Origin of the sequence: Salinicola sp. 4072 (genome assembly GCF_036663415.1) — a bacterium.
GTDB lineage: Bacteria > Pseudomonadota > Gammaproteobacteria > Pseudomonadales > Halomonadaceae > Salinicola > Salinicola salarius_A.
This window is the reverse complement of the sequence record NZ_JAXOVV010000013.1, coordinates 1-25,195: the sequence shown is the minus strand read 5'-3', so window position 1 is coordinate 25,195 and position 25,195 is coordinate 1. Positions and strand designations below refer to the sequence as shown.

At 60.6% G+C, this 25,195-nt stretch carries 18 protein-coding genes; 7 read left to right on the top strand and 11 right to left on the bottom strand.

What is annotated here, in order from left to right:
* Window positions 1-3 precede the first annotated feature (3 nt).
* The 3 genes from tamA (at window position 4) to msrA (ending at window position 6,757) form a co-directional block, all read left to right on the top strand.
* On the top strand, window positions 4-1,878 hold the full coding sequence (gene tamA, locus R3F72_RS10365; protein ID WP_332779582.1) for an autotransporter assembly complex protein TamA: 1,875 nt from the start codon (window positions 4-6) through the stop codon (window positions 1,876-1,878).
* Window positions 1,842-6,038 carry an autotransporter assembly complex protein TamB gene (gene tamB, locus R3F72_RS10360; RefSeq protein ID WP_332779581.1) on the top strand — a complete coding sequence of 1,399 codons (4,197 nt, stop codon included), beginning with the start codon at window positions 1,842-1,844 and terminating at the stop codon, window positions 6,036-6,038. Before tamA ends, tamB begins: the two co-directional genes overlap by 37 nt.
* An 80-nt stretch (window positions 6,039-6,118) precedes the next feature.
* Entirely contained in the window at window positions 6,119-6,757 is a 639-nt protein-coding gene (gene msrA, locus R3F72_RS10355; RefSeq protein ID WP_087719734.1) for a peptide-methionine (S)-S-oxide reductase MsrA, read from the top strand.
* A gap of 59 nt (window positions 6,758-6,816) precedes the next feature.
* Here msrA and R3F72_RS10350 read toward each other — a convergent pair whose 3' ends face one another.
* The 9 genes from R3F72_RS10350 to R3F72_RS10310 form a co-directional block, all read right to left on the bottom strand.
* The gene (locus R3F72_RS10350; protein WP_332779580.1) at window positions 6,817-7,845 is read right to left on the bottom strand and encodes a hydrolase; all 1,029 of its coding nucleotides are present in this window, start codon (window positions 7,843-7,845) and stop codon (window positions 6,817-6,819) included.
* A gap of 8 nt (window positions 7,846-7,853) precedes the next feature.
* A complete protein-coding gene (gene pepQ, locus R3F72_RS10345) occupies window positions 7,854-9,191 on the bottom strand; it encodes a Xaa-Pro dipeptidase (protein WP_332779579.1) in 1,338 nt (445 codons plus the stop codon).
* Between the two features lie 24 nt (window positions 9,192-9,215).
* The gene (locus tag R3F72_RS10340) at window positions 9,216-10,124 is read right to left on the bottom strand and encodes a LysR family transcriptional regulator (RefSeq protein WP_332779578.1); all 909 of its coding nucleotides are present in this window, start codon (window positions 10,122-10,124) and stop codon (window positions 9,216-9,218) included.
* Between the two features lie 170 nt (window positions 10,125-10,294).
* On the bottom strand, window positions 10,295-11,353 hold the full coding sequence (locus tag R3F72_RS10335; protein ID WP_332779577.1) for an ABC transporter ATP-binding protein: 1,059 nt from the start codon (window positions 11,351-11,353) through the stop codon (window positions 10,295-10,297).
* Entirely contained in the window at window positions 11,350-12,366 is a 1,017-nt protein-coding gene (locus R3F72_RS10330; protein WP_332779576.1) for an ABC transporter ATP-binding protein, read from the bottom strand. Before R3F72_RS10330 ends, R3F72_RS10335 begins: the two co-directional genes overlap by 4 nt.
* 4 nt (window positions 12,367-12,370) lie before the next feature.
* The gene (locus R3F72_RS10325; RefSeq protein WP_332779575.1) at window positions 12,371-13,312 is read right to left on the bottom strand and encodes an ABC transporter permease; all 942 of its coding nucleotides are present in this window, start codon (window positions 13,310-13,312) and stop codon (window positions 12,371-12,373) included.
* Entirely contained in the window at window positions 13,309-14,355 is a 1,047-nt protein-coding gene (locus tag R3F72_RS10320; RefSeq protein WP_332779574.1) for an ABC transporter permease, read from the bottom strand. Before R3F72_RS10320 ends, R3F72_RS10325 begins: the two co-directional genes overlap by 4 nt.
* Window positions 14,352-15,941, bottom strand: a complete 1,590-nt coding sequence (locus tag R3F72_RS10315) for an ABC transporter substrate-binding protein (RefSeq protein ID WP_332779573.1) — start codon at window positions 15,939-15,941, stop codon at window positions 14,352-14,354. The genes R3F72_RS10320 and R3F72_RS10315 overlap by 4 nt, the downstream gene beginning before the upstream one ends.
* Before the next feature lie 256 nt (window positions 15,942-16,197).
* Window positions 16,198-16,842, bottom strand: a complete 645-nt coding sequence (locus R3F72_RS10310; protein ID WP_332779572.1) for a carbonic anhydrase — start codon at window positions 16,840-16,842, stop codon at window positions 16,198-16,200.
* 221 nt (window positions 16,843-17,063) lie between these two features.
* Here R3F72_RS10310 and gorA point away from each other — a divergent pair, with 221 nt between their 5' ends.
* The 4 genes from gorA (at window position 17,064) to R3F72_RS10290 (ending at window position 21,190) form a co-directional block, all read left to right on the top strand.
* A complete protein-coding gene (gorA, locus tag R3F72_RS10305; RefSeq protein ID WP_332779571.1) occupies window positions 17,064-18,425 on the top strand; it encodes a glutathione-disulfide reductase in 1,362 nt (453 codons plus the stop codon).
* A 349-nt stretch (window positions 18,426-18,774) separates the two neighbouring features.
* Window positions 18,775-19,362 carry a diaminobutyrate acetyltransferase gene (gene ectA / locus R3F72_RS10300; RefSeq protein WP_071230023.1) on the top strand — a complete coding sequence of 196 codons (588 nt, stop codon included), beginning with the start codon at window positions 18,775-18,777 and terminating at the stop codon, window positions 19,360-19,362.
* An 84-nt stretch (window positions 19,363-19,446) separates the two neighbouring features.
* Window positions 19,447-20,712 (top strand): diaminobutyrate--2-oxoglutarate transaminase, encoded by a 1,266-nt coding sequence (gene ectB, locus R3F72_RS10295; protein ID WP_332779570.1) that lies wholly within the window; start codon window positions 19,447-19,449, stop codon window positions 20,710-20,712.
* Between the two features lie 85 nt (window positions 20,713-20,797).
* A complete protein-coding gene (locus tag R3F72_RS10290; RefSeq protein ID WP_087719747.1) occupies window positions 20,798-21,190 on the top strand; it encodes an ectoine synthase in 393 nt (130 codons plus the stop codon).
* A gap of 351 nt (window positions 21,191-21,541) precedes the next feature.
* On the opposite strand, the gene R3F72_RS10285 is transcribed toward R3F72_RS10290, so the two are convergent.
* Both R3F72_RS10285 and lnt read right to left on the bottom strand, forming a co-directional pair.
* Window positions 21,542-23,248, bottom strand: a complete 1,707-nt coding sequence (locus R3F72_RS10285; protein WP_071230020.1) for a peptidoglycan DD-metalloendopeptidase family protein — start codon at window positions 23,246-23,248, stop codon at window positions 21,542-21,544.
* 138 nt (window positions 23,249-23,386) lie between these two features.
* On the bottom strand, window positions 23,387-24,847 hold the full coding sequence (lnt, locus tag R3F72_RS10280) for an apolipoprotein N-acyltransferase (protein WP_071230019.1): 1,461 nt from the start codon (window positions 24,845-24,847) through the stop codon (window positions 23,387-23,389).
* Between the last annotated feature and the right edge of the window lie 348 nt (window positions 24,848-25,195).

The window sequence follows — 25,195 nt, the reverse complement described above, 5'->3', positions numbered from 1 at the left end:
TCGATGTTTCAAGTCAAGGTCCCGTCTCATATCAATGTCTTGAGGATGGGACTGATCTGCCTGGGGCTGCCTGCCGCGGGGCAAGTCTGGGCGCTGGATGTCACCGTGCAGGGATTGAGCGGGGCGCCTGCGGACAATGTCGTCAATATGCTTTCCGAGCTCGAAGCCGACAGCCAATCTACTCGCGAACGCCTCGACGGCGTAGTGAGAAACCGGGCGGAGCAGGCCCTTCAGGCATTCGGTTACTACAACGCCGAACTCGCCACTCGCTATCCCGACGAGGATAACGAGCGTGTCGTCATCGATATCGATCCAGGCAAGCGTACCGAAATCACGCAGGTCGACGTCTCCCTCGACGGTGATGCCAGGGAGGACGAGGCGTTCGAGAACGCGATGCAGTCGAACCCGCTCAAGGTCGGCGACCCGTTGTTGCATTCCCGCTATGACGGCTTCAAGGGCAGACTGTCGACGCTGGCCCTGGAGCGAGGCTATTTCAATTCACGCTTTCGTCAGCAGCGTATCGAAGTGCGCCCCTGGGAAAGCAGCGCCCGCATCCTTCTCGACTTCGACAGCGGCCAACGCTACCGATTTGGGCATGTCCACTTTCGAGGCAGTCAGATCCAGCAGCACCGCTTGAAGAACATGGTCCCGTTCGAGCCGGGAGAGCCCTATCTCGCCGGCGATCTGGCCACGCTCAATCAGAATCTGGGGAAGACCAACTGGTTCAGTGGCGTGGCAGTGCGACCGCGCGTCAACGAAGAGTTGTCTCCCGCGGCCCCCAGCCAGTGGTGGCGCGAGGCGACCGGCCGTGACACGACCGCCGATCCCGATTCGGTGCTGGGCGGGCCGGGCTTGAACGTCGCCAGGGAAATAACCGATAGCCGACCCATGGTCGGCCGACCCATGGTCGTGCCTGTCGATGTGGAGCTGACCCCGGCAGATCGCCATCAGTTCGAGGTCGGCGTGGGTTATGCTACCGACGTGGGGCCGCGCACGCAGTTTTCCTGGACCATGCCCTGGCTCAATCGCTATGGCCACAGTCTGACCAACTCGCTGTATCTGTCCGCGCCCGAACAGCGCTTCTCGGGAGAATATACGATTCCGCTCGAGAACCCGCTGAGAGACAGTTATCGCGTTCGCTACGGCCTCAAGAACATCGATAACGAGGACACCAAGAGCTTCGAGAGTTCGGTCCAGATGGCGAGACACTGGGAATTCTCCAATGGTTGGGCGCAGGATCTCTACTGGCAGACCACCTACGAGGACTTTACCCAGGCCGACCAGGACGATGCCGTACTGCTGCTCTATCCCGGCATCAGCTGGTCGCGCACCCGCAAGCGCAACCAGACCTTCCCGAGCTGGGGCGACAGGCAGCAGTTGACACTGGAATGGTCGGACCCGGCCTGGGGATCGGATGCTCGTTTCGTGCGGACCACCTTCGATTCCCAGTGGGTGAGAATGCTCGGCAGCGAGAACCGTTTCGTCGGCCGTATCGGTGGTGGCGCCATGGCCACCAATACCTTCGACAAGATCCCGCCATCGCTGCGCTTCTTCGCCGGGGGCGACCAGAGTATCCGCGGATACTCCTACGAGAGTCTTTCGCCCGAAAACGAGGACGGCGAGCTTCTCGGTGGTCAGCACATGCTGACCAGCAGCATCGAGTATCAACGCCACCTGACCGGCAACTTCTGGAGCGCCACGTTCGTCGATACGGGCAACGCGTTCGACGAATGGTGGCCGGACGAACTCAAGACCGGCGCTGGCGTCGGCGTACGCTGGATATCACCCGTCGGGCCGATCCGTTTCGATATCGCCCATCCGTTTGACGACGAGGAGGACTCTTGGCGTCTCCATTTCTCCATCGGACCGGAATTCTGATTCGGCTGCTGCTGTTCCTGGTCCTGTGGCTGCTGGGCCTGATCCTGACGCTCGCCGGGTTGAGCCTGTCGCCCTGGGGTAGCCAATGGCTGTTCGAGCAGGCCCAGTCGCGCGGCTGGGTCGAGGCGCAACGTTTCGAGGGTGCACCGCTCGATGAGCTGACCATCGAGGGGCTACGCCTGTCGGCCGGGACGTTGGATATCGCCGTGGACAGTTTTCATCTTGCCTGGGCCGACGACTGCCTGCTCAAGGGCCGCGTGTGTCTCGACGATCTGAGCGTCACCGGTGCCCATGTTCGGCTGGGCAAGAGCGATTCCCAGTCTCCACCGGCGCCCGTAGCGGAAGAGAGCGGCGGCATGCCGTCGATTGCCGTTCCGCTGCCTATCGAGATTCGCCAGGTTCGTCTGGATGACGTCGGCATTCGGCTGGTCGATGGCACCAATATCCATTGGCAGCACTTCCAGACGGGCGCCGAAATGTCCGGCAACCATCTGAAACTGTTACCGACGTCGCTCGAACAGACGCGTATTCGACTGCCCGAGAGTCCGGGCCAGACGCTCGCCATGCCCGATCTCGGCACCGGCGTTCTGAGTCCGGATGCCATCGACGCCTCGGTCGCCATCAATGCTGTCGGCGACACCGCGACGATGTCATCGACCTCGATCACCGACGCGCCACCGGCCTCGATCACCGACACGCCGCCGGCAGCGCTTCCCGACACGCTTCCCGACAACCCCGTGACGATGGCATTGACGCCGCTGACGCTGGCCGCTGCCGCCAACGTTGCCGAGGCAGACCCCGACCGGACCGACGCCCGCGTCGAACGGATCGAGCAGAGTCTCGCAGCGCTTCGCGAGCAGTTGCCCGGTCTCCAGTTGCCGCTGGAGATCGAAGCACCGAGCGTGACGATCAGCGACGTCAGCCTCGAAGGCCCGAGTCCGCAACGGTTGAACCGACTGGCGCTCTCTTTCTCCGCCGTCGATCGCAGGATCGAGATCCAGCGGCTGATGCTGGATGCACCGGATGGCCATGCCGAGCTTACCGCCAGTGCCGAGCTCGAGGGGGATATTCCGCTTGTCCTGTCGTTACAGGGACGGGTGACCCGCGCGCCGGTCTACGGCCAGACGATGACACTCGATGCCAAGGGCACGCTCGACGATCTGGATATCCAGCTGCGCACGGCCGGTAATGCCGAGGCAGCGCTAGATGCCCGGATTCAAGCCTTCGAACCGGGGCTGCCGTTCTCCGTGAACCTCAATGCGGATCGGCTGCGTTGGCCGCTGGCATCGCGCCCATTCGCGCCTTTCACCGACCTGGACGATGGCCTCGATGAGGCCGCCATCCTCGCGGCCCGCGAACTGCAAGACGTGCAGGCCATCGAGCAGACGGCGCCGCAATATCAGCTCGACCACCTGGCGCTGAACGTCGATGGCACGCTGGCGAACTATCGCGCCGATCTCGACCTCGCCGGACAGGGCGCCGGGTTGCCGCCCGCCACGCTGAAACTCGCTGGCAAAGGCGATCTCGACCATTTCGCCTGGCAGCCGATGCAGGTGGCAAGCCAGGGAGGCAAGCTCGAAAGCCAGGGTACGGTGCGCTGGGCGCCGGCACTGTCCGCCAGCGTGCATCTGGATTTCCAGCAGCTGCCGCTGGGCGCTTTTTCACAGACCATAACCGGGCAACTGAATGGCCAGACTCAGGCGGCTTTCGCGATGCGCGACGACGGCGGCTGGCAGCTCGCGCTACCTCGGCTGGCGATCGACGGTCGGCTTCAGCAGCGGGCTCTCAGTTTGCATGCGCAGGTCGATGGCAACAGCGAGATGCAGTGGAATATCCGCGAGCTCGATTTGCGCCAGGGCGATAATCGGATCACCGCCAGCGGGCGAGTCGACCGGAATCTCGACATCGAGGGGCATATCGATGCGCCCGCGCTGGGCACGATCCTGCCGGATCTCTCTGGCGCACTGAGCGGCCAGTTCCAGGGCCGCGGGACGCTGGACCGCCCGCAGATCGCGGTCGATCTTCGGGGTCGCGATGTCGGCTATGCCGAGAACCGGCTCGACCAACTGGCACTGAAAGCTGACTCCACGGGAACGCAGGATCCGCAGTTCGACGTGGATCTGACAGCGAGCGGCATTCAGACGGCGGGACAGCAGATTCGATCCGTCGAGCTCGATCTCGCCGGGCGACTGTCCCGGCATCAGCTGTCGCTCGATGTAAGCGGTGGCGAGGGCCTTCCGGTTTCGCAGGCGTCCATCCGCCTTCAAGGCGGCCTCGATAGCGCTTTCCAGCATTATCAGGGCGCGTTCTCGAGATTGTCCGCCTCGACCGACTATGGTGATATCGCACTTCGCGATTCCCTGGACTTTACGGCCAATCTCGCTGATTCCAGTGCGACGATTTCCCCGTTCTGCCTCGACCGGCAGCAGGGCGGCGCGCTCTGTCTGACCGAGCGCATGAATGCCTCGGCAGCTCAAGGGCGAGCCGCGCTGTCGATTGACGATCTTCCCATGGCGCTGCTCAACGATTTCATGCCCGAAGAGTGGCAGGTCGAGGGCCAGACCAACGGTGATATCGTCGCCAGCTGGTCGCGAGGTGGTCAGGCCTGGGCCGCCGACGCCGATATCGACAGTGACGTGACGGTCAGCGGCGTCGATGCACGAGGCGCGCCGTGGCAGGTGCCGGCGGCGACGATATCGCTGTCGCTGGATGCCGATCAGCAGCGGGCCCGGACCCAGCTCGATCTGCAACTGGAAGACGCGGGCCGGATTCGGCTGCAGGCTCGGATCGACGATCCCGCGGGCGACGGCACGCTGGAAGGGCGTCTGCAGATGAGCGATCTCCGTTTCAGCCCCTACCGACCACTGGTGGCGGGAATCGACCAGTTGGAAGGCGCCATCAATGGTGATGTCGCGCTAGGCGGCACGCTTGCCATGCCGGCGCTGAATGGCGATATCACCATCGATGGCATCCAGGTCAAGGGCGGCGTATCGCCGGTCGCGATCACCGACGCCCAGCTGTCACTGGCCCTGCAAGGCCAGTCGTCGACGCTGCAGGGCTTCGTGCAGAGCGACGAGGGCCGGCTCGATCTCTCGGGGAATGCCAACTGGCAGGATCCGGCCAACTGGCAAGCCAACGTCGACATCGACGGCACCGAAGCACCGCTGATGGTAGCGATGCCGGCCTACGGCCGCCTGAGGGTTGCCCCGGATCTGCAGATTCAGGCGATGCCGCAGCGGCTTCAGGTTCGCGGCGATGTCAGCGTCCCCTGGGCGCGTCTGGAGATTGGCCAGATTCCTTCGTCGGCGCAGGCGCCCAGCAGCGATGCGGTCATCATTACCGAGGAGGAGGATCGCCAGCAGCAGGCCGCAGCTGCGGCCCGGCAAAACGAAGAGGGCGCCGGTACGGCTCAGGCCCTGGCCGATGCGGGGATGCAGCTCGATGTCCGCGTCAACCTGCATCTCGGGCCGGACATGCAGTTGGAGGCCTACGGTCTCGAAGCCGGGCTCACCGGCGAGCTGCAGGTGCGTCAGGGCACCGGTCCGGTCCAGCTTTATGGCGACGTCAATCTGGTCGACGGCACCTACACCTCGTTCGGGCAGGATCTGATCATTCGCCAGGGGCAGGTATTGTTCAGCGGGCCGGCGTCCCAGCCGAGTCTGCAGTTCGAGGCCATCCGCAATCCGGATACCACCGAAGACGACGTAATCGCCGGCTTGCGGGTAACCGGCTCGGCTTCGTCACCGCGTCTGACGATCTTCTCCGAACCCGCCATGACGGAGAGCCGCGCCCTGTCCTATATTCTTCGGGGCCGAGCGCCCGAGGATTCCGGCAGCGGCGACGACGCCTTGACCGCGGCGTTGATCGGGCTCTCGCTGTCGCAGACCGGCAGTGCCGTAGGACAGGTCGGCCAGGCGTTCGGCGTGCAGGATCTGAGTCTCGATGCGTCGGGGTCGGGCGACGACAGTCAGGTGGTGGTCAGCGGTTATGTCTTCGACGACTTGAAGGTGAGCTACGGCGTCGGCATATTCTCTCCCATCGCCGAGCTGACCCTGCGTTATCGCCTGATTCAGAATCTCTATCTGCAGGCCGTTTCCGGCGCCGCGCAGGCCGTCGATCTGATCTACACCTTCAGCCTGGGCCGCGCCAGCGATACCTGAGACGCTCATCCAAGGGGCTCGCCCGACATTATCGGCGTCCGGCAATGCCGGGCGCCTCTTCGATCATCCGGAGGTAAGCCATGTTTCAACGACGTTCCGAATCGCTACCGACTGCGGAGACAGCACTCCCGGGCCGCGATACGCCCATTCAGATCAGCGGTGAACACCTGATCAATGGCGCTGCGATGCAACCGCCTTTCCCGGCCGGCACCGAGCAGATCGTATTGGGGCTGGGGTGCTTCTGGGGGGCGGAGCGGCTGTTCTGGGAACTGGATGGCGTCGTCGTCACTGCCGTGGGCTATGCCGGCGGCATCACGCCGAATCCGACCTATGAAGAGACCTGTACCGGCAGGACGGGCCATGCCGAAGTCGTGCTGGTCGTCTACGATCCGGGCCGTGTCACGCTCGAGTCGCTGCTGGGCGCCTTCTGGGAAGCTCATGATCCGACCCAGGGAATGCGGCAGGGCAACGACCTGGGCACGCAATATCGTTCGACGATCTATACCACCAACGAGAAGCAGCAAGCGGTGGCCGAGCGGAGCCGGGACGAGTATCAGACGGCGCTGCAAGCCCAAGGCCTGGGGGAGATCACCACCGAGATCCGTCCGCTGGATACGTTCTACTACGCCGAAGAGTATCACCAGCAGTATCTCGCCAAGAATCCCAATGGCTACTGTGGTTTGAAGGGGACAGGCGTCACCTGTCCGCTACCGGCCTGATCGCCGATCAGGCATCGCTTGAGTCTGCGGCTCTCTTCGCTGCCTGGCTTACGATCGGTTCAGTGATCGAGCAGAGGGGAGGGAGCCGTCTGGCTTAGCTTGCGCGGCGCCCACTGCTGCAGCTGCGCTTCGATGCGTCGGGTCAGCCAGGACCCCAGCCGCCCGCCGCGTCTTTCCACGTACCCGACGTGGCCGCCGTGGCGGGCAATTTCCACCCGCACCGACGGCGAGGGTGCCGGCAGGCGGGCGAACAGATCCGGCGGCATGAACGGGTCGTCGTCCGCATGCAGAATCAGCGTCGGCAACTCGATTTCCCCCAGTAACGGCCCCGCCGAGGCTCGTCGATAGTAATCGCTGGCAGAGTGAAAGCCGTGCAGCGGGGCGGTGACCTCGTTGTCGTAGGCCCAGAAGCTGTCCAACTGTCGAATCTGCTGCGCGCTGATCGTCAACGGCAACGGGGTCGTCCGCAGTCGGGTCAGAACCTTGCGCTTGAGTTGGCGCAGCAGATAGCGCTGATAGAGCCGTGAGAACCCTTGATTGAGCGCATCGGCACTCGCGGCGAGATCCAGCGGGGCGTTGATCGCGATGGCGCCCTCCAGCGGCAGACCGTCGCCACCCTGTTCGGCCACCAGTTTCAGCAGCATGTTCGCACCCAGAGACACTCCCGCTGCCACCATGAGTGCCTCGGGATAGCGCTGTGCCAGCTGACCGATGACCCAGTAGGCATCGGCGGTATCCCCCGAATGATAGGCTCGCGGCAACCGGTTCGGCGTTTGTCCGCAGCCGCGAAAATGCATCAGCACGGCGCGCCATCCCATTCGCGCCGCGGCATGGAGCAGCTCGCGGGCGTAGGGCGAATCGAAGGAGCCCTCCAGACCATGGAATAGCAGGAAGATCGGCGCGTCGTCGCGAGGCGGGGCCGGGCGGGCCCAGGCCAGTTCGACGAAATCGCCATCCGGCAGTTTCACGATCTCGGTATCTTTCGCCAGGAAACCGCCGGGCAGCAGCCGCGGCAGCAGTGTCTGGACGTGCGCGTTGCGCAGCCCCGGCGGCGCGCGAAAATCAGCCGATACGATCGTGCTTGCCATGAATGGATTCAATCCTCGGCGATCGGTCTGCCCTGGGTCAGATTGTCGTGACCCTCTGCCGTGACGATCACGTTATCCTCGATCCGGATGCCACCGTGATCCTGAAGCCGGTCGACGGCGGCCCAGTCCACTGCTTCACGCTGCGCGCCCTGGCGAAACGGCTCGAGCAACATGGGAATCACGTACAAACCCGGTTCTATGGTAACCACCATGCCGACGTCAAGCGTGCGTGTCAGGCGCAGAGCAGGATCCTCGGCCGGCGGCGGCAACGGCGTTCCCTGTCCGTCGCGCTGCCGGCCGCCCACGTCATGAACCTGAATGCCCAGGCTATGGCCGAGCCCGTGAGGACAGAAGGCGCGTGTCAGACCGCTCTCCACGGCCGCTTCGGCGCTGATCGAGATCAGTCGAGTTTCGACCAGCAGCTCGGCCAGATGGCGGTGCATTTCCCGGTGCAGTTCGACGAAATCCAGTCCCGGAGCCAGCCGCGAAATCAGACGCTGCTGGTAGTCGGTGACACCCTGGATGAGTCGCTCGAACAGCGGGTCGGCGTGAACGGAAGCCCAGGTGCGGGTGATATCCGCCGCGTAGCCAGCGTGGGAATGGCCGGCGTCGACCAGCAGCGACTTCGGCGTGCCGGGTGCCTCCACGTCATAGTGTTGATAGTGCAGGGTGCCCGCGTGGTGATCGATGCCGATGATGTTCTGGTAAGGCACCTGAGATTCCCGCTGGCGCGTCGCCGCGAGATAGGCGAGCTGGATATCCAGTTCGCTGGCGCCCGCGGCAAAGGCATTGCGGGCTGCATCGTGGCCCTTCAGGGCCCACTGGTTGGCAACGAACAGGCAATGGCGCTCGTAGTCGTCCTTGCACATGCGCAATTCGTCCAGCGCCGCCAACAGCGCCGGCGGATTGAGCTCGGCCCCGGCCGGCAGCGACGATGCTTCCAGATTACCGATCACGGCCAGGCGGCGGGCAGTCATATCGCTTTCCGGCGGCCAGCCGGTATCGCGCAGCGGCTGTAGCGTCATGACTTCTGCCAATACGCCCGTCGGCGCCGGTGTGGCCAGGTGCCAGAAATCCGCCGGCGCGTAGTAGTACCAGCGAGGCGAACTGCCCGGCTGAATCAGCAGCCAGTCGTGCTGATGATGGCTGGCCCCGGTCCAGTGGACGAAATGGCCGTAGCTCTTGAAAGAGGCTTCCTGATCATCGGCAAAGTGGACGCCGGCATGGCCGCTGTAGATCAGAACGGCATCGAACCGTTGGGCAGCGAGAATATCGGCGTAGGCCATCTGGAGGCGTTCCAGATGGGCGCGTTGAAGCATTTCGACGGTGTCGTTGCTAGGAGTCATGGGCGTTTCCTGTCGTTGGATTTATCATCGAGCGGCAGCGAGTCGGGTCAGCAGGCCCGGTAGCGTGGGATGTCGACTGTCCTGCCGAAAATAGAGGCGTAACGATAGTGGCACGTCCCAGCGTCGATCGCCTGCACGTGTCAGTTCGCCAGTTTCGAGAAGATGGCGAACCGTGCGCCAGGGTAGCCAGCCAAGCCCGTAACCCTGCTGCACCAGTTCGCGAATGTTGGATGTCTGGACGTTCTCGTTGAGCGTGGTCAGATGCACTTCCTGGCGTGAGCGTCCCCAGTGGGCCTGCAGCGCCGCGGCGATCAATCCGCTGGGATGATAGGCGATATGCGGTACCGGCTCCCGCTTGTGGCCGGGCAGGGCGAAACGCGGCTGGCCATCGACATCGGCCAGGCAGACGGGGACCATCCGCTCCTCGCCGATCTCGAGGTAGCGCACGCCGCTGAGGTCGATATCGAGTGCCGTACGACCTTCCGGCCAGTAACACAGCGCCAGATCCACCTCGCCACGTTCCAGCGCCTGGAAATACTCCCCGACCAGCCAGCTCGTGGCACGCAGATAGGGCTCGACCTGCGACTGGATGGCATTCGTTTCCAGCCATGAAGGGACGAAATGCGTCACCAGGCTCTGGGGCGCCGCCAGCTTGACGCGACGCGAGTCCTCCCGGGCGAGGTTCTGCAATCGCTCTCGCGTGACCCGCACCCGCTCGGTAATCTGCTTGCACAGAATCAGGAACTCTTCGCCGGCCGGGGTCAGACTGAGTGGCAGCGTCTGACGATTGATCAGCGTGGCGCTCATCGACTCCTCGAGCAGTTTGATGCGCCGCGAAAAGGTCGGTTGGGTGACGTTCTGTTGAGCGGCGGCACGAGAAAAATGACGCGTTTCGGCCAGGACGATGAAGTCCTCCAGCCAACGTAGTTCCATGGTGTTCTCTATCGTAAATCACGCGGTTGCGATGCGCCGGACGGTGGGTTGGCAAATCACTTCATCGACATAGAACTGTCTCGAAAAAACTGTCTCGAAAAAGAACCGACTCGAAAGAACCGACTCGAACCAGCCTACCCGATACGCCGTTGAGCGACTATTGAAGGCGATCATGGAATGCGTCCTTCCTGGACGGCGTGGCACGCGACCCGCTGGCCGTCCCGGATAACGAGCGCCGTCGGCGTCTCCCGCTGGCAGCGAGCGTTGACGTGAGGACAGCGCTCCCGGAACACGCACCCGCGCGGCGTCCCGATCGGGGGTGGCGCGTCGTCACTCAGACGCAATGGCTCGGCATCGCTATCTTCCAGACGAGGGCTCGCGGCCAAGAGCGCCCGGGTATATGGGTGCCGGGGGTGCGCGAAGAGCGTGTCGGCATCCGCCAGTTCGCAGATCGTCCCCCGATACATGACCGCGACTTGCGTGGCGAAGTGCTCGACGACCGCCAGATCATGGGTGATGAACAGGTAGGTCAAACGACGTTCCGCCTGAGCGTCCATCAGCAGATTCATGATCTGGGCCTGAACCGAGACGTCCAGGGCGGAAACGGGCTCGTCGGCCACGATGAATTCGGGATCCACGCTGAGCGCCCTGGCGATGGCGATACGTTGCCGCTGCCCGCCGGAGAGCTCATGGGCGAAGCGCTCGCCCCAGCCGATATCGATACCCACGTCGGCCATCAGCGCATCGGCCCGATGGCGAACCTTCGAACGCAGCCAGTCGGGATGATGGAAACGAATGGGCTCCTCGAGGGTCTGGCGCATCGTCAGACGCGGATTCAACGACGAATGAGGGTTCTGGAAGATCATCTGCATGCGTCGACGAAAAGGGCGCCACTGCTTCGCGTCGAGACGGTCGACTCGCTGGCCGTCGTAACACACTTCCCCGTCGTTGGCCTTCAGCAAGCCCATGATCAAGCGTGCCAGGGTCGATTTGCCACATCCCGATTCCCCCACCACACAGAGCGCATCGCCGCGCTGAATATCCAGGTCGACGCCGTTGACCGCATGAATCTGTTGGCGGTGCCAGCCGCGTCGACGCTTGTCAAACCGCCACGGCAGCAGGCGGCCGGGATGCAGCGCGAAGCGCTTGTGCAAGCCACGAACCCTGACCAGCGGGGCGGACACATCGGCCGCGCGCCCCAGGGTCTGCAGGGAATCGGCGAGGTTCATGTCGCTTCTTCCTCGATCGGCACGGTCATTATCAGCTCCTGAACCCAGTGGCAGGCAACCTGGCTGCCGCCGGAGGAGACGGCCTCGGGCACCCGTTCCACGCATGCCTGCCGCAGTCGCCCGCGGGACGTAAAACGATAACGGCATCGCGGGTGAAAGGCGCAGCCATCCGGCACCCGGGCAAGGCTCGGCATGTTGCCGGGGATCTGCGCCAGGCGCTGTCTGGGCAGCGTCATCTGGGGCAGGGCATTGATCAATCCCTGCGTATAGGGATGCTGGGCATCATTGATGATCTCCCGGGTCGGCCCCTGCTCGACGATACGGCCGGCATACATGACCAGCAGGCGCTGTGTCAGTTGGCCGATGACGCCGAGATCATGGGAGATCACGATCAGGCCGACGTTGTGCTTGTCGCATAGCTGCGAGAGCAGGGCGATGATCTCGGCCTGGAGGGTGACATCGAGAGCGGTGGTGGGCTCGTCGGCAATGATGATGTCTGGGTCCAGCAACAGCGCGATGGCAATGACCACGCGCTGACAGAGCCCACCGGAGAGCTGGTGCGGATACTGCTCGAAACGCTGCTCGGGGGAGGACACCTGCACCTGGCGCAGCTTGTGCAGCGCGATGGCCCGTGCGCGGCGCCCGGAGATCCGGCGGTGGGCCTTGAGACTCTCGATCATCTGCCGACCGATGGTCAGGGCCGGATTGAGCGTCGTCAGCGGATCCTGAAAGATCATCGCCACACGGTTGCCCCGGATCCTGCGCAGCTGACGATCCGAAAGCGTCGTCAGTTCACGTCCTTCGAACCGAACGCGGCCGCCGGCGATGTATCCCGGTCGCGAAAGCAGTTTCAGCAGGCTGAAGGCGAGCACCGACTTGCCGGCGCCGGACTCGCCCACGATACCCAGCCGCTCGCCACGTTCGAGTGCGAAACTCACGTCACGCACCGCGCGGATCTCGCCGTGCCGCAGCGGGAAACGGACATCGAGGCGATCGACCTCCAGCAGCGCCATGGCGTTATCCCTTGTGAAGACGAGGATTCATCGTATCGCGCAACCAATCCCCCAGCAGGTTGATGACCAGGACCAGCGTCACCAGAAACAACCCCGGCAACAGCGTGATCCACCAGGAACCGGACTGCAGGTAGTCGAATCCCGACTTGATCAGCGAGCCCAACGACGGTTCGGTCTCCGGCATTCCCAGACCCAGAAACGACAGCGCCGCTTCGGCCATGATGGCGTTGGCGACCTGGACGGTGGAGAGCACGAAAATCGGGGACAGGGTGTTGGGCAGAATGTGTCGCCACATGATGCGGCAACTCGGGAAGCCCAACACGCGAGCAGCGTCGACATAGTCTTTCTGTTTCTCCGCCAGTACGTTCGCCCTGACGGTACGAGCGTACTGGGGCCATTCGCTCAGGCCGATGATCAGTATCAGAATCACGACGCCGTAATCGCCATAGAACGCACCGCCGAATGCTGCCTTGACCACGGCACCGATGATAATCGCCATCATCAAGGTCGAGAACGACAGCTGGATATCGGCCAGCCGCATCAGTAACGCATCGACGAGGCCTCCCCGATAACCCGCGAGCAGCCCCAGCGCCGTGCCCAGCACGGATTGCAGCAGCACCGCGCCGAAACCGATCGCAACCGACACGCGTGCACCGTAAAGGATGCTCGAGAGCAGATCCCGGCCCTGCGCGTCGGTGCCCAGCAGATGGACAGGTTCACTGCCCGCGATCCAGAACGGTGGCAATTCGGAATCCAGCAGGCTGATTTGTGCGAGATCGTAAGGGTTGCTGGGCGCGATCCAGGGGGCTAGCAGTACGCTTGCCATGATCAGCACGAACAGTGCCAGGCAGACCTGAGCGCGACGGTTTCGCTGCAACCGGTAAAGGAAACGGGAGCCGCGGAAGCGACGCCAGACGGTTGCCGATGAGCGGGTTTCGAGACTCATGCGGTCCTCCCGCTCAACGTGATCCGCGGGTTCAGCAGCCGATACAGCAGATCGACGAGAGTATTGATCACCACGAAAAGCAGGCCGACCACCATCAGGTAGGCCACGATCAGTGGCATGTCGGCGCGCTCGATGGCATCGAGAAACATCAAGCCTGCTCCTGGCCACTGGAAGACGGTCTCCGTCAGCAGGGTATAGGCCACCAGCGTGCCGATCTGTACCCCGCCCAGCGTCACTACCGGCAGCAGCGTGTTCTTCAGCGCATGCAGAAAATAGATTCGCGATGGCCGCAGCCCTCTGGCTCTGGCGTATTTCACATAGTCCGACTCCAGCACCTCCAGCATCTGGGCATGAATCAGGCGGATGAACAGCGGCAGCATGACCAGCGCCAGCGAGAAGGCCGGGAGTAACAGATAGAGAATGCCCTGCAGCGAGGCGAAATTGGTGTACCAGACCCCCAGAACGTGGACGGGATTGCCACGCCCATAGGCAGGCATGCCGCCGTCGATGGAGAAAAGCTGGTTGAGCCAGTGGCCCCAGCCGGTGTCCGCGGGAAACAGCGTTACCTGGATGCCGATCGAGAAGACCTGGATCAGCACCATGGCGGTCAGAAAGACCGGCACGGAGATACCGATCACCGATAGCCCCATCAGGGTCTGCGACAACCAGCTGCGTGGCCGAATCGCGCAGAAAACGCCCATCGGCACGGATAGCAGGAGTGTCAGTACGGCACTGGCCGCCACCAGTTCGAGGGTCGCCGGCAAATAGCGAGCGATCACGCTGAGCGCGGGTTCGTGGAAGAAGTAGGAGTGGCCGAAATCCAGGTGCAAGGCATCATTCGCGAAAGCCAGGTATTGCACCCACAGCGGGTCGTCGAGGCCAAGCGAGTGGCGCAGTGTCGTGGCTTCTGCCTCGGTGGCCGCTGGCCCGAGCCTCTGCTGCACGGGGTCGCCCAGTCCGCCCTGAATAGCGAAGCCGATCACGCTGATGATGAACATCACCAGAATTGCCTGGCACAGCCGCCGAATCAGAAACAGGATCATCGAGATTGCACGACCACGTCGCCCAGATAAGGCATGTTCATGACGTTCAACACGGGCGCGATATCGATATGATCGGCCGCCGCCCAGGCGAGATTCTGCCAGTAAAGGGGAATGAACGGAGCATCGTCATGGATCGCCTGCTCGGCCTGCCTCAGCAACTGGGCGCGAGCGTCCGGCTGGGTTGTGAGGTTGGCCCGGTCGACCAGCGCGTCGATCTGCGGGTTGCAGTACTCGCTGGCGTTGTAACGCCCGGCGCCCGTATTCGGATCGGGACAGAAGGTCAGGTACTCGAAGAAATTGGCGGAATCGCCGGTATCGGAATACCAGCCCATCATCATCATGTCGGCGGCACGGTTATCGTATTCGACCCAATACTGATTCTTGGGTAGCGTCTCGAATTCGACGGTGACGTTGATCTTGGCCAGCATGGCGGCAATCGCCAGCGCTACCTGAGCGGTCTGGGCATCGTTTACGTAGCGGTTGTTGGGTGCCATCAGGGTGACCGAGAATCCTTCGCCATAGCCGGCCTCACGCATCAGTTCGCGGGCCCTGGCGAGGTCGTAGCGTGGCGTCAGCGCCGATACGTGCCCAGCGTAACCCTTGGGCGACATCTGCGCCGCGGGTGTCGCAAAGCCTTTCAGCAAGCGCTCGGCAATGGCCGTCTGATTGACCGCATAGGCAAAGGCGCGCCGCACGCGCGCATCGCGAAACGCCGGTACCCGCTGCTCGTTGAGCTGCAGCATGGTGATACGCGTACCGGGAACGGTGACCAGCTTGACGCCATCCGCGTGATGCAATCGCTGCACGGCATTGAAGGGCACGGGCGAGATGAAATCGACATCACCGGCGAGCAGGGCGGCGACGCGCGTGGCATCCTCCGCAATCGGCGTCATGACCAGACGATCGACATTGCCGGGTGAATCGCCGTCCCAGTAATCCGGATAGCGCTTGAACTCGATCCGGGCGCCCGGCCGGCACGACACGATCTCGAAAGGACCGGTGCCCGACAGGTGGTTCGAGGCAAACGAATTGCCGTTCTTGACGATCTCGCTCTTGTCCTGCCCCTTGGCCGAAGTGCCGGTATAGAACTGGCTGTCCATCGGAAAGATATAGGTTGCGAGGTTAAGCAGCAGCGGATAGGGCTGACGCGTCTGCAGGTCGACGGTAAAGTCGTCGACCGCTTGGGCTCGCTCGATGGGATCGAAAATGGCTCTGAAATCCGGGCTTCGCTTGAGGCGCTGCACCGTCCATACGACATCCCTGGCCGTGAAGGCGTTACCGCTGTGGAAGGTGACGCCGTGACGCAGGTGCAATCGCATGGTCGTGTCGTCGAGTCGTTCCCAATCCGTGGCCAGCCGAGGCTCGAACTGAAGATCCCGGTTCCAGCGGACCAGCGGGTCGAAGGCCAGGTGGGACAGCTGGAGCATGCCGATGGAAAGCTGCTCGTGAATGTCCAGCGACACCGGATCGGTGTCGTAGGCCACTTTGAGCAGGGTGCCCTTGTCGTCGGCCATGGCCGCGCCGGTCAACGGCAGCAGAGACAGGCTTCCCATCAGAAAGCCGAGCAGGATCGTCGTGAGACGCATTGCGGGTCCGATGTTGTTATAAAATCACGTCATGACGTCGGGAATATCGTCAGTGAGTGCCGTTATGAATGCGTGCTGCATGGATCATTGGCGACGGGCTAGATCGAAAATGCCCGGCAGATCCGTCGTGTCATCCACTTTACCTACGGATGACCGACGGACCCAATCGAAATCTCGAACCGCGCCATTCACTTAGTGAATCGCCCGACTCACGAAATACCTTGGCTCTGGATGACGCAGTCCTGCTGGCTGGCGTTCACTCCTGAGCTGAGAAGGTCGGCAGAATACGGATACCGCCCATCTGATCGGCGCGAGACACGGTGCAGCCCAGGTCATTGACACGACCATCCGTGAGGCCATAGACCCAACCATGTACCGACAGCGGCTGCTTCCGCTCCCAGGCACGCTGGATGATCTTGGTACGGCACAGGTTGGCGACCTGGAGGCGGACGTTGTGTTCGCACATGCGGTCGACCTGCTCGTCCAGCGGGAGCGACTCGAGTGTCGGCCGGTACTGCTGGTAGAGCTCGCTGATGCTGTTGAGCCAGTAGTCGACGATGCCGTGCTCACCGCCGGTGATCGCAGCCCGGACCCCGCCACAGCCGTAGTGTCCGACAACCATGATGTGCTTGACCTTAAGCACGTCGACGGCGAACTGAACCACCGACAATGCGTTCATGTCGTTGTGATAGATCAGATTGGCAACGTTACGGTGAACGAAAACCTCACCGGGTGGCAGGTCGACGATCTGGTTGGCAGGTACGCGACTATCCGAGCATCCGATCCAGAGGTAGTCGGGGTTCTGCTGCTGGGAAAGCTCCGCGAAGAAGTTCGGAGAGCGCTGCTGCACACCGTCGGCCCAGCGCCGATTCTGTTCGAGAAGAGTCTGGATATCGCTCATGACAGTAACCTGAGTACGTGGCTGGCGAACGTCTTGTGTCGCCGTCAAGAGAACGATTCTAGGCCATCCGGCGATATTTTCGAAGTCGCACCACCAGACAGCCCGATCGCCAACGTCACGCCTTGCAAAGCTTTTTTTATATCGTCTCGATAGTCACGGACTTTTCCGACACCGGATCGAGGCTGGTATCATCCCCGCATCATGTCTCAAGGAGTTTCACTGTGGCGAATTACGATTACGATCTTTTCGTGATAGGGGCCGGTTCCGGCGGCGTGCGTGCCGCACGGACGGCTGCAGCGACGGGCGTCAAAGTGGCCGTTGCCGAAGATCGCTATCTTGGCGGTACCTGTGTCAACGTCGGCTGCGTGCCGAAGAAGCTGTACTCCTACGCGGCACATTTTCACGATGCCTTCGAAGACAGCAGCGGTTTCGGCTGGACCATACCGCAGGCGCCAAGTTTCGATTGGGCCACGCTGCGCGATAACAAGATCGAGGAGATCAAGCGTCTCAACGGCATCTACAACCGCCTGCTGGACGGAGCCGGCGTCACGCTGATCAATGGCCGGGCCAAGGTCGTCGACGCCCACGCGGTCGAGGTCAATGGCGAGCGCATCACGGCGGAGAAGATCCTGGTCGCGGTCGGCGGCTGGCCGTGGATGCCACAGTTCGAGGGCAGCGAATATACCGTCAACTCCAACCAGGTATTCGACCTCGACGACTTCCCCAAGCGTTTCCTGGTCCTGGGCGGTGGCTATATCGCCGTCGAATTCGCCAGCATATTCAATGGCCTGGGCGCCGATACGCACTTGGTCTACCGTGGCGCGCTATTCCTGCGCGGATTCGATCATGAAGTTCGCGAGTTCACGCGGGACGAAATGGCCAAGAAGGGCGTCAACCTGCATTTCGAGGCGAATATCGAGCGTATCCGCAAGGTGGAAGGCGGACTCGAAGTCACGCTGACCAACGGTGAACAGCTCGAGGTGGACGCCGTGCTCGCCGCCACCGGGCGTCGTCCGCACCTGGAGGGGCTGGGCCTGGATTCGCTGGGCGTGGAGCTCAACACCGATGGCACGCTCAAGGTCAACGAGCGCTACGAATCCTCCGTGCCGTCGATTCTCGCTCTCGGCGACGTGACCGGCGGCCCCGAGCTGACGCCGGTCGCCCTGGCAGAAGCCATGCACCTGGTTCAGCATCACTACGGCGACAAGACGCCGGGGCCGCTCGACTACCAGAACATCGCGACGGCCGTGTTCTGCCATCCCAATATCGGCACCGTCGGTCTTTCCGAAGAAGAAGCGCGCGAACGATTCGGCGCAGTGCGCATCTACAGCGCGGATTTCCGTCCGATGAAGCACACGCTGTCCGGCAGCGACGAACGCTGCCTGATGAAGCTGGTGGTCGATGATGCCAGCGACCGCGTCGTCGGCGCCCACATGGTAGGCGACGAAGCGGGCGAAACCATACAAGGCATCGCGATCGCCGTGCGCGCCCAGTTGACCAAGACGGATTTCGACGCCACGGTGGGCATCCACCCGACGGCAGCGGAAGAGTTCGTCACCATGCGCAGTCTGACGCGCCGCTAATCACGGCTCCGCCGCTGCTGCATTCAATGGCCGCCCTCGAGGCGGCCGTTGTCGTTATGTCAGTGTGTCGTTATGCTCAGTGTCGGGCCTTCGTCACCAGCGCGATCCGAATTTGCCATGATGGGACAAGCTTTTCAGAACGACCCCGGGCACCGGGGCGCAATAACTTTCAATATTTCCTCCGATACTTCGCCAGCCTTCGTCTAGACTGGGATTGCCGGAATTCCCGGATGCTCATCCAGCATATAAATATTCATTATTGAACTGGCTAAGTAAAATAACCTGCGGTTTGAAGCTTGCCTCGCTCGCTGTTATCCTTGAACTTAAATTCGCCATAGCGACGATGACGATGACCAACCCCAATCCGGCATTTACGCCGTCGGCAGACTTGGCAAGGCCTACCGTGGCCGACGCCGTCGTTGGCAAGCCCGATATGCCACTGTTCATTCGCAAGCCCACCACGGAAGACGGGTGGGGGATCTATGAACTGGTCAAGGCCTGCCCGCCGCTTGATGTCAATTCCGGTTATGCCTATCTGTTGCTGGCAACGCAGTTCCGCGATAGCTGCGCCGTCGCGACGACAGAAGATGGGGAAATCGTCGGATTCGTGTCCGGCTATGTCAAAGCGGCCGCACCCGATATCTATTTCCTGTGGCAAGTCGCCGTCGGGGAAAAGGCGCGGGGCACCGGCCTGGCCAGGCGCTTGGTGGAAGCCGTACTGACTCGGCCGGAGTTGGCAGAGCTGAACCATCTCGAGACCACAATCACGCCGGACAATCAGGCCTCATGGGGCTTGTTCAAGCGTCTAGCGGATCGCTGGCAGGCCCCCCTCATCAGTCGCGAATACTTTTCGACCGACCAATTGGGCGGAGAGCATGACCCGGAAAACCTCGTCCGGATCGGCCCGTTCGACCCCCAACGTATCCAGGGCGGGTAAGGTCTGCGTTGTCACGCATGTCTTATGCAAGCACGCCTTATTCACGCTCCCCACGACTATCCACACTCCCATTACGGAGGTTGTATGCAGACTCAAATTCTCGAACGCATGGAGTCCGAGGTCCGGACTTATTCTCGCTCTTTTCCGATTGTTTTCACCAAGGCCCAGGGCGCGCGTCTCACTGCCGAGGACGGCCGCGAGTACATCGATTTCCTCGCTGGCGCCGGCACGCTCAATTACGGTCATAACCATCCGAAGCTTCAGGAAGCGCTGGTCGAATACATCACTTCCAACGGCATCGTCCATGGTCTGGACATGTGGACCGCCGCCAAGCGTGACTACCTCGAGACGCTGGAAGAAGTGATCTTCAAACCGCGCGGACTGGACTACAAGGTTCATCTGCCGGGACCGACGGGCACCAACGCTACCGAAGCCGCGATTCGCCTGGCTCGCGTGGCGAAGGGGCGTCATAACATCGTCACCTTCACCAATGGCTTCCATGGCGTCACCATGGGCGCACTGGCGACGACCGGCAACCGCAAGTTCCGCGAAGCGACCGGTGGTATCCCGACCCAGGGTGCCAGCTTCCTGCCGTTCGATGGCTATCTCGGGGAAGGCACTGACACACTCGACTATTTCGAGAAGCTGCTGAGCGACAAGTCTGGCGGGCTCGACGTGCCGGCCGGCGTGATCGTCGAGACGGTGCAGGGCGAGGGCGGTATCAACCCGGCAGGCCTGGATTGGCTGAAGCGTCTGGAAGGCATCTGCCGCGCGCATGACATCCTGCTGATCGTCGATGACATCCAGGCAGGTTGTGGCCGTACCGGCAAGTTCTTCAGCTTCGAGCATGCCGGCATCGTGCCGGACATCGTCACCAACTCGAAGTCGCTATCCGCTTACGGGCTGCCGTTCGCCCACGTGCTGATGCGCCCTGAACTGGATAAGTGGAAGCCTGGCCAGTACAACGGCACGTTCCGCGGCTTCAACATGGCTTTCGTGACGGCGACCGCCGCGCTCAGACATTTCTGGAGCGACGACACGTTCGAGCGCGATATCCAGCGCAAAGGCCGTATCGTCGAAGAGCGCTTCGCCAAGATTGCCGCGGCATTGACCGAAATGGGCTATCCCGCGAGCGAACGTGGCCGCGGCCTGATGCGCGGTATCGACGTGCGCGACGGCGACGTGGCGGACAAGATCACGGCGAAAGCCTTTGAAAATGGACTCATCATCGAAACCGCGGGGCAGGGTGGCCAAGTCGTGAAATGCCTGTGTCCGCTGGTGATCAGCGATGAAGACCTTCTCGAAGGCCTGGACATTCTGGAACGCAGCGCCAAGGAAGCCTTTGCCTGAGGCGGAAATGACGCTGAAAGGCGGCCTTCGATGGCCGTCTTTCATACCGCCTTTTCACGTAGTCACCCACCAGGAGTTGTAATCGATGATCGTACGTAATCTTGCAGAGTGTATGAAAACCGATCGTTTTGTCGAAGCCGAGAACGGTAACTGGGACAGCACTCGCTTGATGCTGGCTGAAGACGGCTGTGGGTTTTCATTCAACATCACGCGTATTCATCCGGGTACGGAAACCCACATTCACTACAAGAACCACATCGAAGCGGTGTTCTGCTACGAAGGTGAGGGTGAAGTGGAAACCATCGCCGATGGCAAGATCCATACCATCAAGGCCGGCGACATGTATTTGCTCGACCAGCACGATGAGCATTGGCTGCGTGGCAAGGAAAAGGGCATGACCGTGGCCTGTGTCTTCAGCCCTGCGCTAACTGGCCGTGAAATTCACCGCGAAGACGGCTCCTACGCACCGGCCGAGTAAATCTCAACGCGCCATCGTTCATTCAGGCACAAAAAAAGACCGCTTATGCGGTCTTTTTTTGATCCTGACCTCCTCCCAGAAACCGGATCCACCGGCAATGTGAAATTCCCGCTACGTTTATTCTGATAGCACGAGATCTCGCGATGGAGCCTCGACTTGGTGCCGTGAAAACAGAATACCAACGGACTAATTCGCCAGTAATTTTGAAGGGTACGGCCTTTCGAGAAGTCATCGACGCTGAGCTGCGGTAGGTCGTAGAGAGGCTCAACAACCTGCCCGCAGCGTCTGGGTTATCAGACTCCGGTCCAAGTATTTTGAGTGGATACTCAGGCTCATTGGAAATGCGTTTTTCTAAGGTAATTTCGATTGGCTAGCAATCATAGATAAAGTTGTGTCGTGATCAATCTGAGCTAAGAACTGCTTGGCCTCCTTTTGAAAGGCTGCTAATGCTTGTCCAGATAGCTGCTTGCCTTCCGGCAATTTGACGCGCATGGCGTCGACTTGATTATTGTTAACCATTAATTCGTAATGAAGATGAGGCCCCGTGCTACGACCCGTATTGCCGGATAGTGCAATCTTCTGGCCTCTGGAAACGCGCTCGCCTTCAGATACCAAGCGTTTGGATAGGTGCATATAGCGAGTCTTGTAGCCGTTGTCATGGCGGATCACAACGTAGTTTCCAGCGCCATTTGCTTGATAGGCCGATTTGACAACACGTCCATTTGCTGGAGATTGAATCGAAGTGCCAATGGTTACTGCAAAGTCAGTGCCTCGATGCGGACTAACTCGGCCAGTGATTGGGTGCTTTCGCCGCAAGTTAAAAGGCGAGCTTATCCTGTAGTCGCCTTTAAACGGCTTCCGGTTAAATGCCGGGGAGAGGCTGTAGCCTTCAGAGGTATAAAAATTGTCATCAGCAGGATTCCTAACGATAGCTAGGTCTCTTTTATTGCCTTTGTAGTGAGCAGCAAGGATGCGCGAATCAGCAGCCTGACCCTCAATCATATCGGTTTCTACCAAAACTCGGAATTGATCTCCTCGCCGGGCAGCACGGCGAAAATTTATCTTTTTCGAAAGTAGATCGCTCAGATCAGACACTTCTGAGTAAGATAAGCCAGTGGCGCTGGCTGACTGAGCAAAACTGCCATTGACGGTTCCTGAAAACAATCGCTCCGTTTTCCGAGCCGTTTTTTCAAGACGAGTAACCTCAAAGCTCTTGCTGTCGTGGTCGCGTTCAATCAGGAGGCCGGAATGTGCATCCTCCATGATTCGCAGTGCCAATAATTCACCAGATTCGTTAATTTTAAAGTCAAAGTTATCACCGACACGCCAGCGAGTGAATGTCCTTTCGTCCGGGATTTCTTCGAGAAGCTGCATAACTTCATCATAGCCTAGTCCCAGAATGCGTTCGGCCATGTCCGCGAAAGTATCGCCGGATTGAATGGTATAAGTTTCCCAAGATGGGACGAATCTTTCGTTGGCTACCAGTTCTTCTTCCATGTCTACTTTTTCATCGTTATGTATTAGGTCGACAGATAAACCAACATCGGAAGTCCCGCCAACTTTGCGATCGTTGGCTTCTGTTGACGAGTCGGTAAGTCGAATCGCCATGTGCAGCGCCTGGCTATCCAGTTCGCTAGCGTCTTTAGTACTTTCCGGCTTGGTTGTAGGAACGCTGGGGTTTAATGGTGTAGCCGCACGAACAACGCTGTCTTGGACAGTTGTTTCAGAAACGCGAGTAGTTTCAACTTCGTCTGTTACCAATAGGAGGCTTTGCGGCGAGCCTGCCGTGGGCTTGGTAAGTCCGGTGGAAGCCTGAGCGGGGCCCGTATATTTGTAGTTGGTGCTGACTTTAACAGCTGTCATGGTGTCAGCTTGAGCTTGGAAGCGAGTAGATAACTCAATGCTTGGCGAACTAGCCTCGTTAAGGGGCGCATCATCTCCATTAGAAGCTTTTAACACAGAGAAGATTTCCTGCGCTCCTAGTAACGTGACTAGCGTAGCTATAGGTAAAATCAGTAATTTTCGGCTGCGAGGCAGGAAGCGAAGGATTCTTAGCATGAGAGCTTATGATAGACCAAGTGAAGTGAAATGGCGGCACTTTACCCCAAACAACACGATGTGCCTACCCTACAGGGCAAGCCTCTGCGCATAATGACATTTTGTAGTGGCTTGCCTAACTGTCGATAACGGTGTCTTTTAGCTATTTCGCCTGCGTACCCCGGATATAACCAGCGCTGCTGACAATAGCCAGGTTGGCCAGCTTCCGGTGCGTGTGAATGGCGTTTCTCCCCGCATGGCCCGGATTTCTCCGTTGAGGGTGGTCATCCTGAATTGAGTCGCGCGATCGATAATGCGACCTTGCGGGTCGATGATGGCCGTCACCCCATTGTTCGTTGCCCGCATAACATAGCGACCATTTTCAAGGGCGCGTAGCCGGGCCATTTGCAGATGCTGAAGCGGCCCGATGGAGTCACCGAACCAGGTGTCGTTGGACACCGTGAGCAACACCTCAGCGTTATCGGCGCGTTGTGCCACTAAGTCCGGGAAAATAATTTCGTAACAGATCGCCGTGCCGATGCGCAGTCCAGCGGCTCGGATCGGGCCTTGTTCGGAATTGCCTGCCGTGAAGTCTGACATCGGCAGATCAAAGAAAGCGATAATGCCACGTAGCTGTTTTTCCATCGGGATGTATTCACCGAACGGTACCAGATGCGACTTGCGGTACACATCCGTAACCTCGCCGGCACCGACTACGGCATTGTAATAGCGGCCCGAGTCGTCGCGCTGCACGATACCGGTGAGTAGTTCGGCTCCTGATGGCAAAGTAGCCTTAACCCGCTCCAACAGCGGCTCGGCTTGACGCTGATACATAGGAATCGCCGTTTCCGGCCAGATAACCAGATCTATGTCTTCAGCAATGTTGCGGGTCAATCGGGCATAGGTGCTGACTGCGTTACGCTGCCCCTCGTTTGTCCATTTGCTTAGCTGGGGTAGATTGCCCTGTAACAGGCTCACTTGTACGGGCTCCTTGCTGGGTATGGTCCACTGAGTAGGAAGCATCAAGGGGAACAGCCATAGAGCGGCGATCGTGCCCCCTGCCCACCAGCGTCGACGCAGGAACTCCACCCCCAGCGTGCCCGTCAGGGCGGTAACCAATGTCAACAGCAGCACCCCGCCAACCGGGGCCAATGGTGCTAAAGGAGAATCGACGTGCGCGCTCCCCAGCAATAGCCAAGGGAAACCGGTGAAAAGGTATGTCCGTAGCACTTCAATCAACACCCACGCGCCGGCGAAGGAGAGAAAGGCTAGACGCGAGCCAGTAAAGCGCCGATAGAACCAGAAGGGAATGGCATAGAAAAGCGCCAAGGTGGCGGCAAACAGGGCTGTAAGGAAAACCGATAGCGGCACCCCCGTGTAACCGTACTCATGGATCGACACGTAGACCCATGAGGTTCCCGTGGCGAACAGCGCGATGCCATAACACCAGCCTCGCAGGGCTGCCTGACCCGGTGTCAGGTCATCCAGGCCTGAGTAAATGAGGCCGACGGCGACCGGCCCCAGCCACCAAAGCTCGAAGGGAGAGAAGGTTAGCGTCGTTAGAGCCCCTGCGAAGACCGCTAACACGCATCCCATCCAGGGGCGACAGGAAAATCGCATGGGTTGCTCCTTAACGTGACGGGCCACTTTTATCAAAAACGCCTCGGAAAAACATTATGGCCATTCTCAAAAGTCATGCTTCTATTGGCCGTCGCAGTCGTTCGCAAGTCGTTTTCTACCCGCCTCGCATGCTTCACTACCAGTAAGACGATGCGGCTTGACTCTATAGCCACTACGCTTTGTCTGAAAAATGATGTCTTGCTAGCCTTTCCTCCCTCAGACTTGGAGGTATTGTCATGGCAGGACGTTACGAGATTTCCGATCAGGGTTGGACATTGATTGAAGATATCGTTTCGCCTGGCACGCCCGCTGGGCGTGGACGCCCACGCCGCGATGACCGGCAGATGC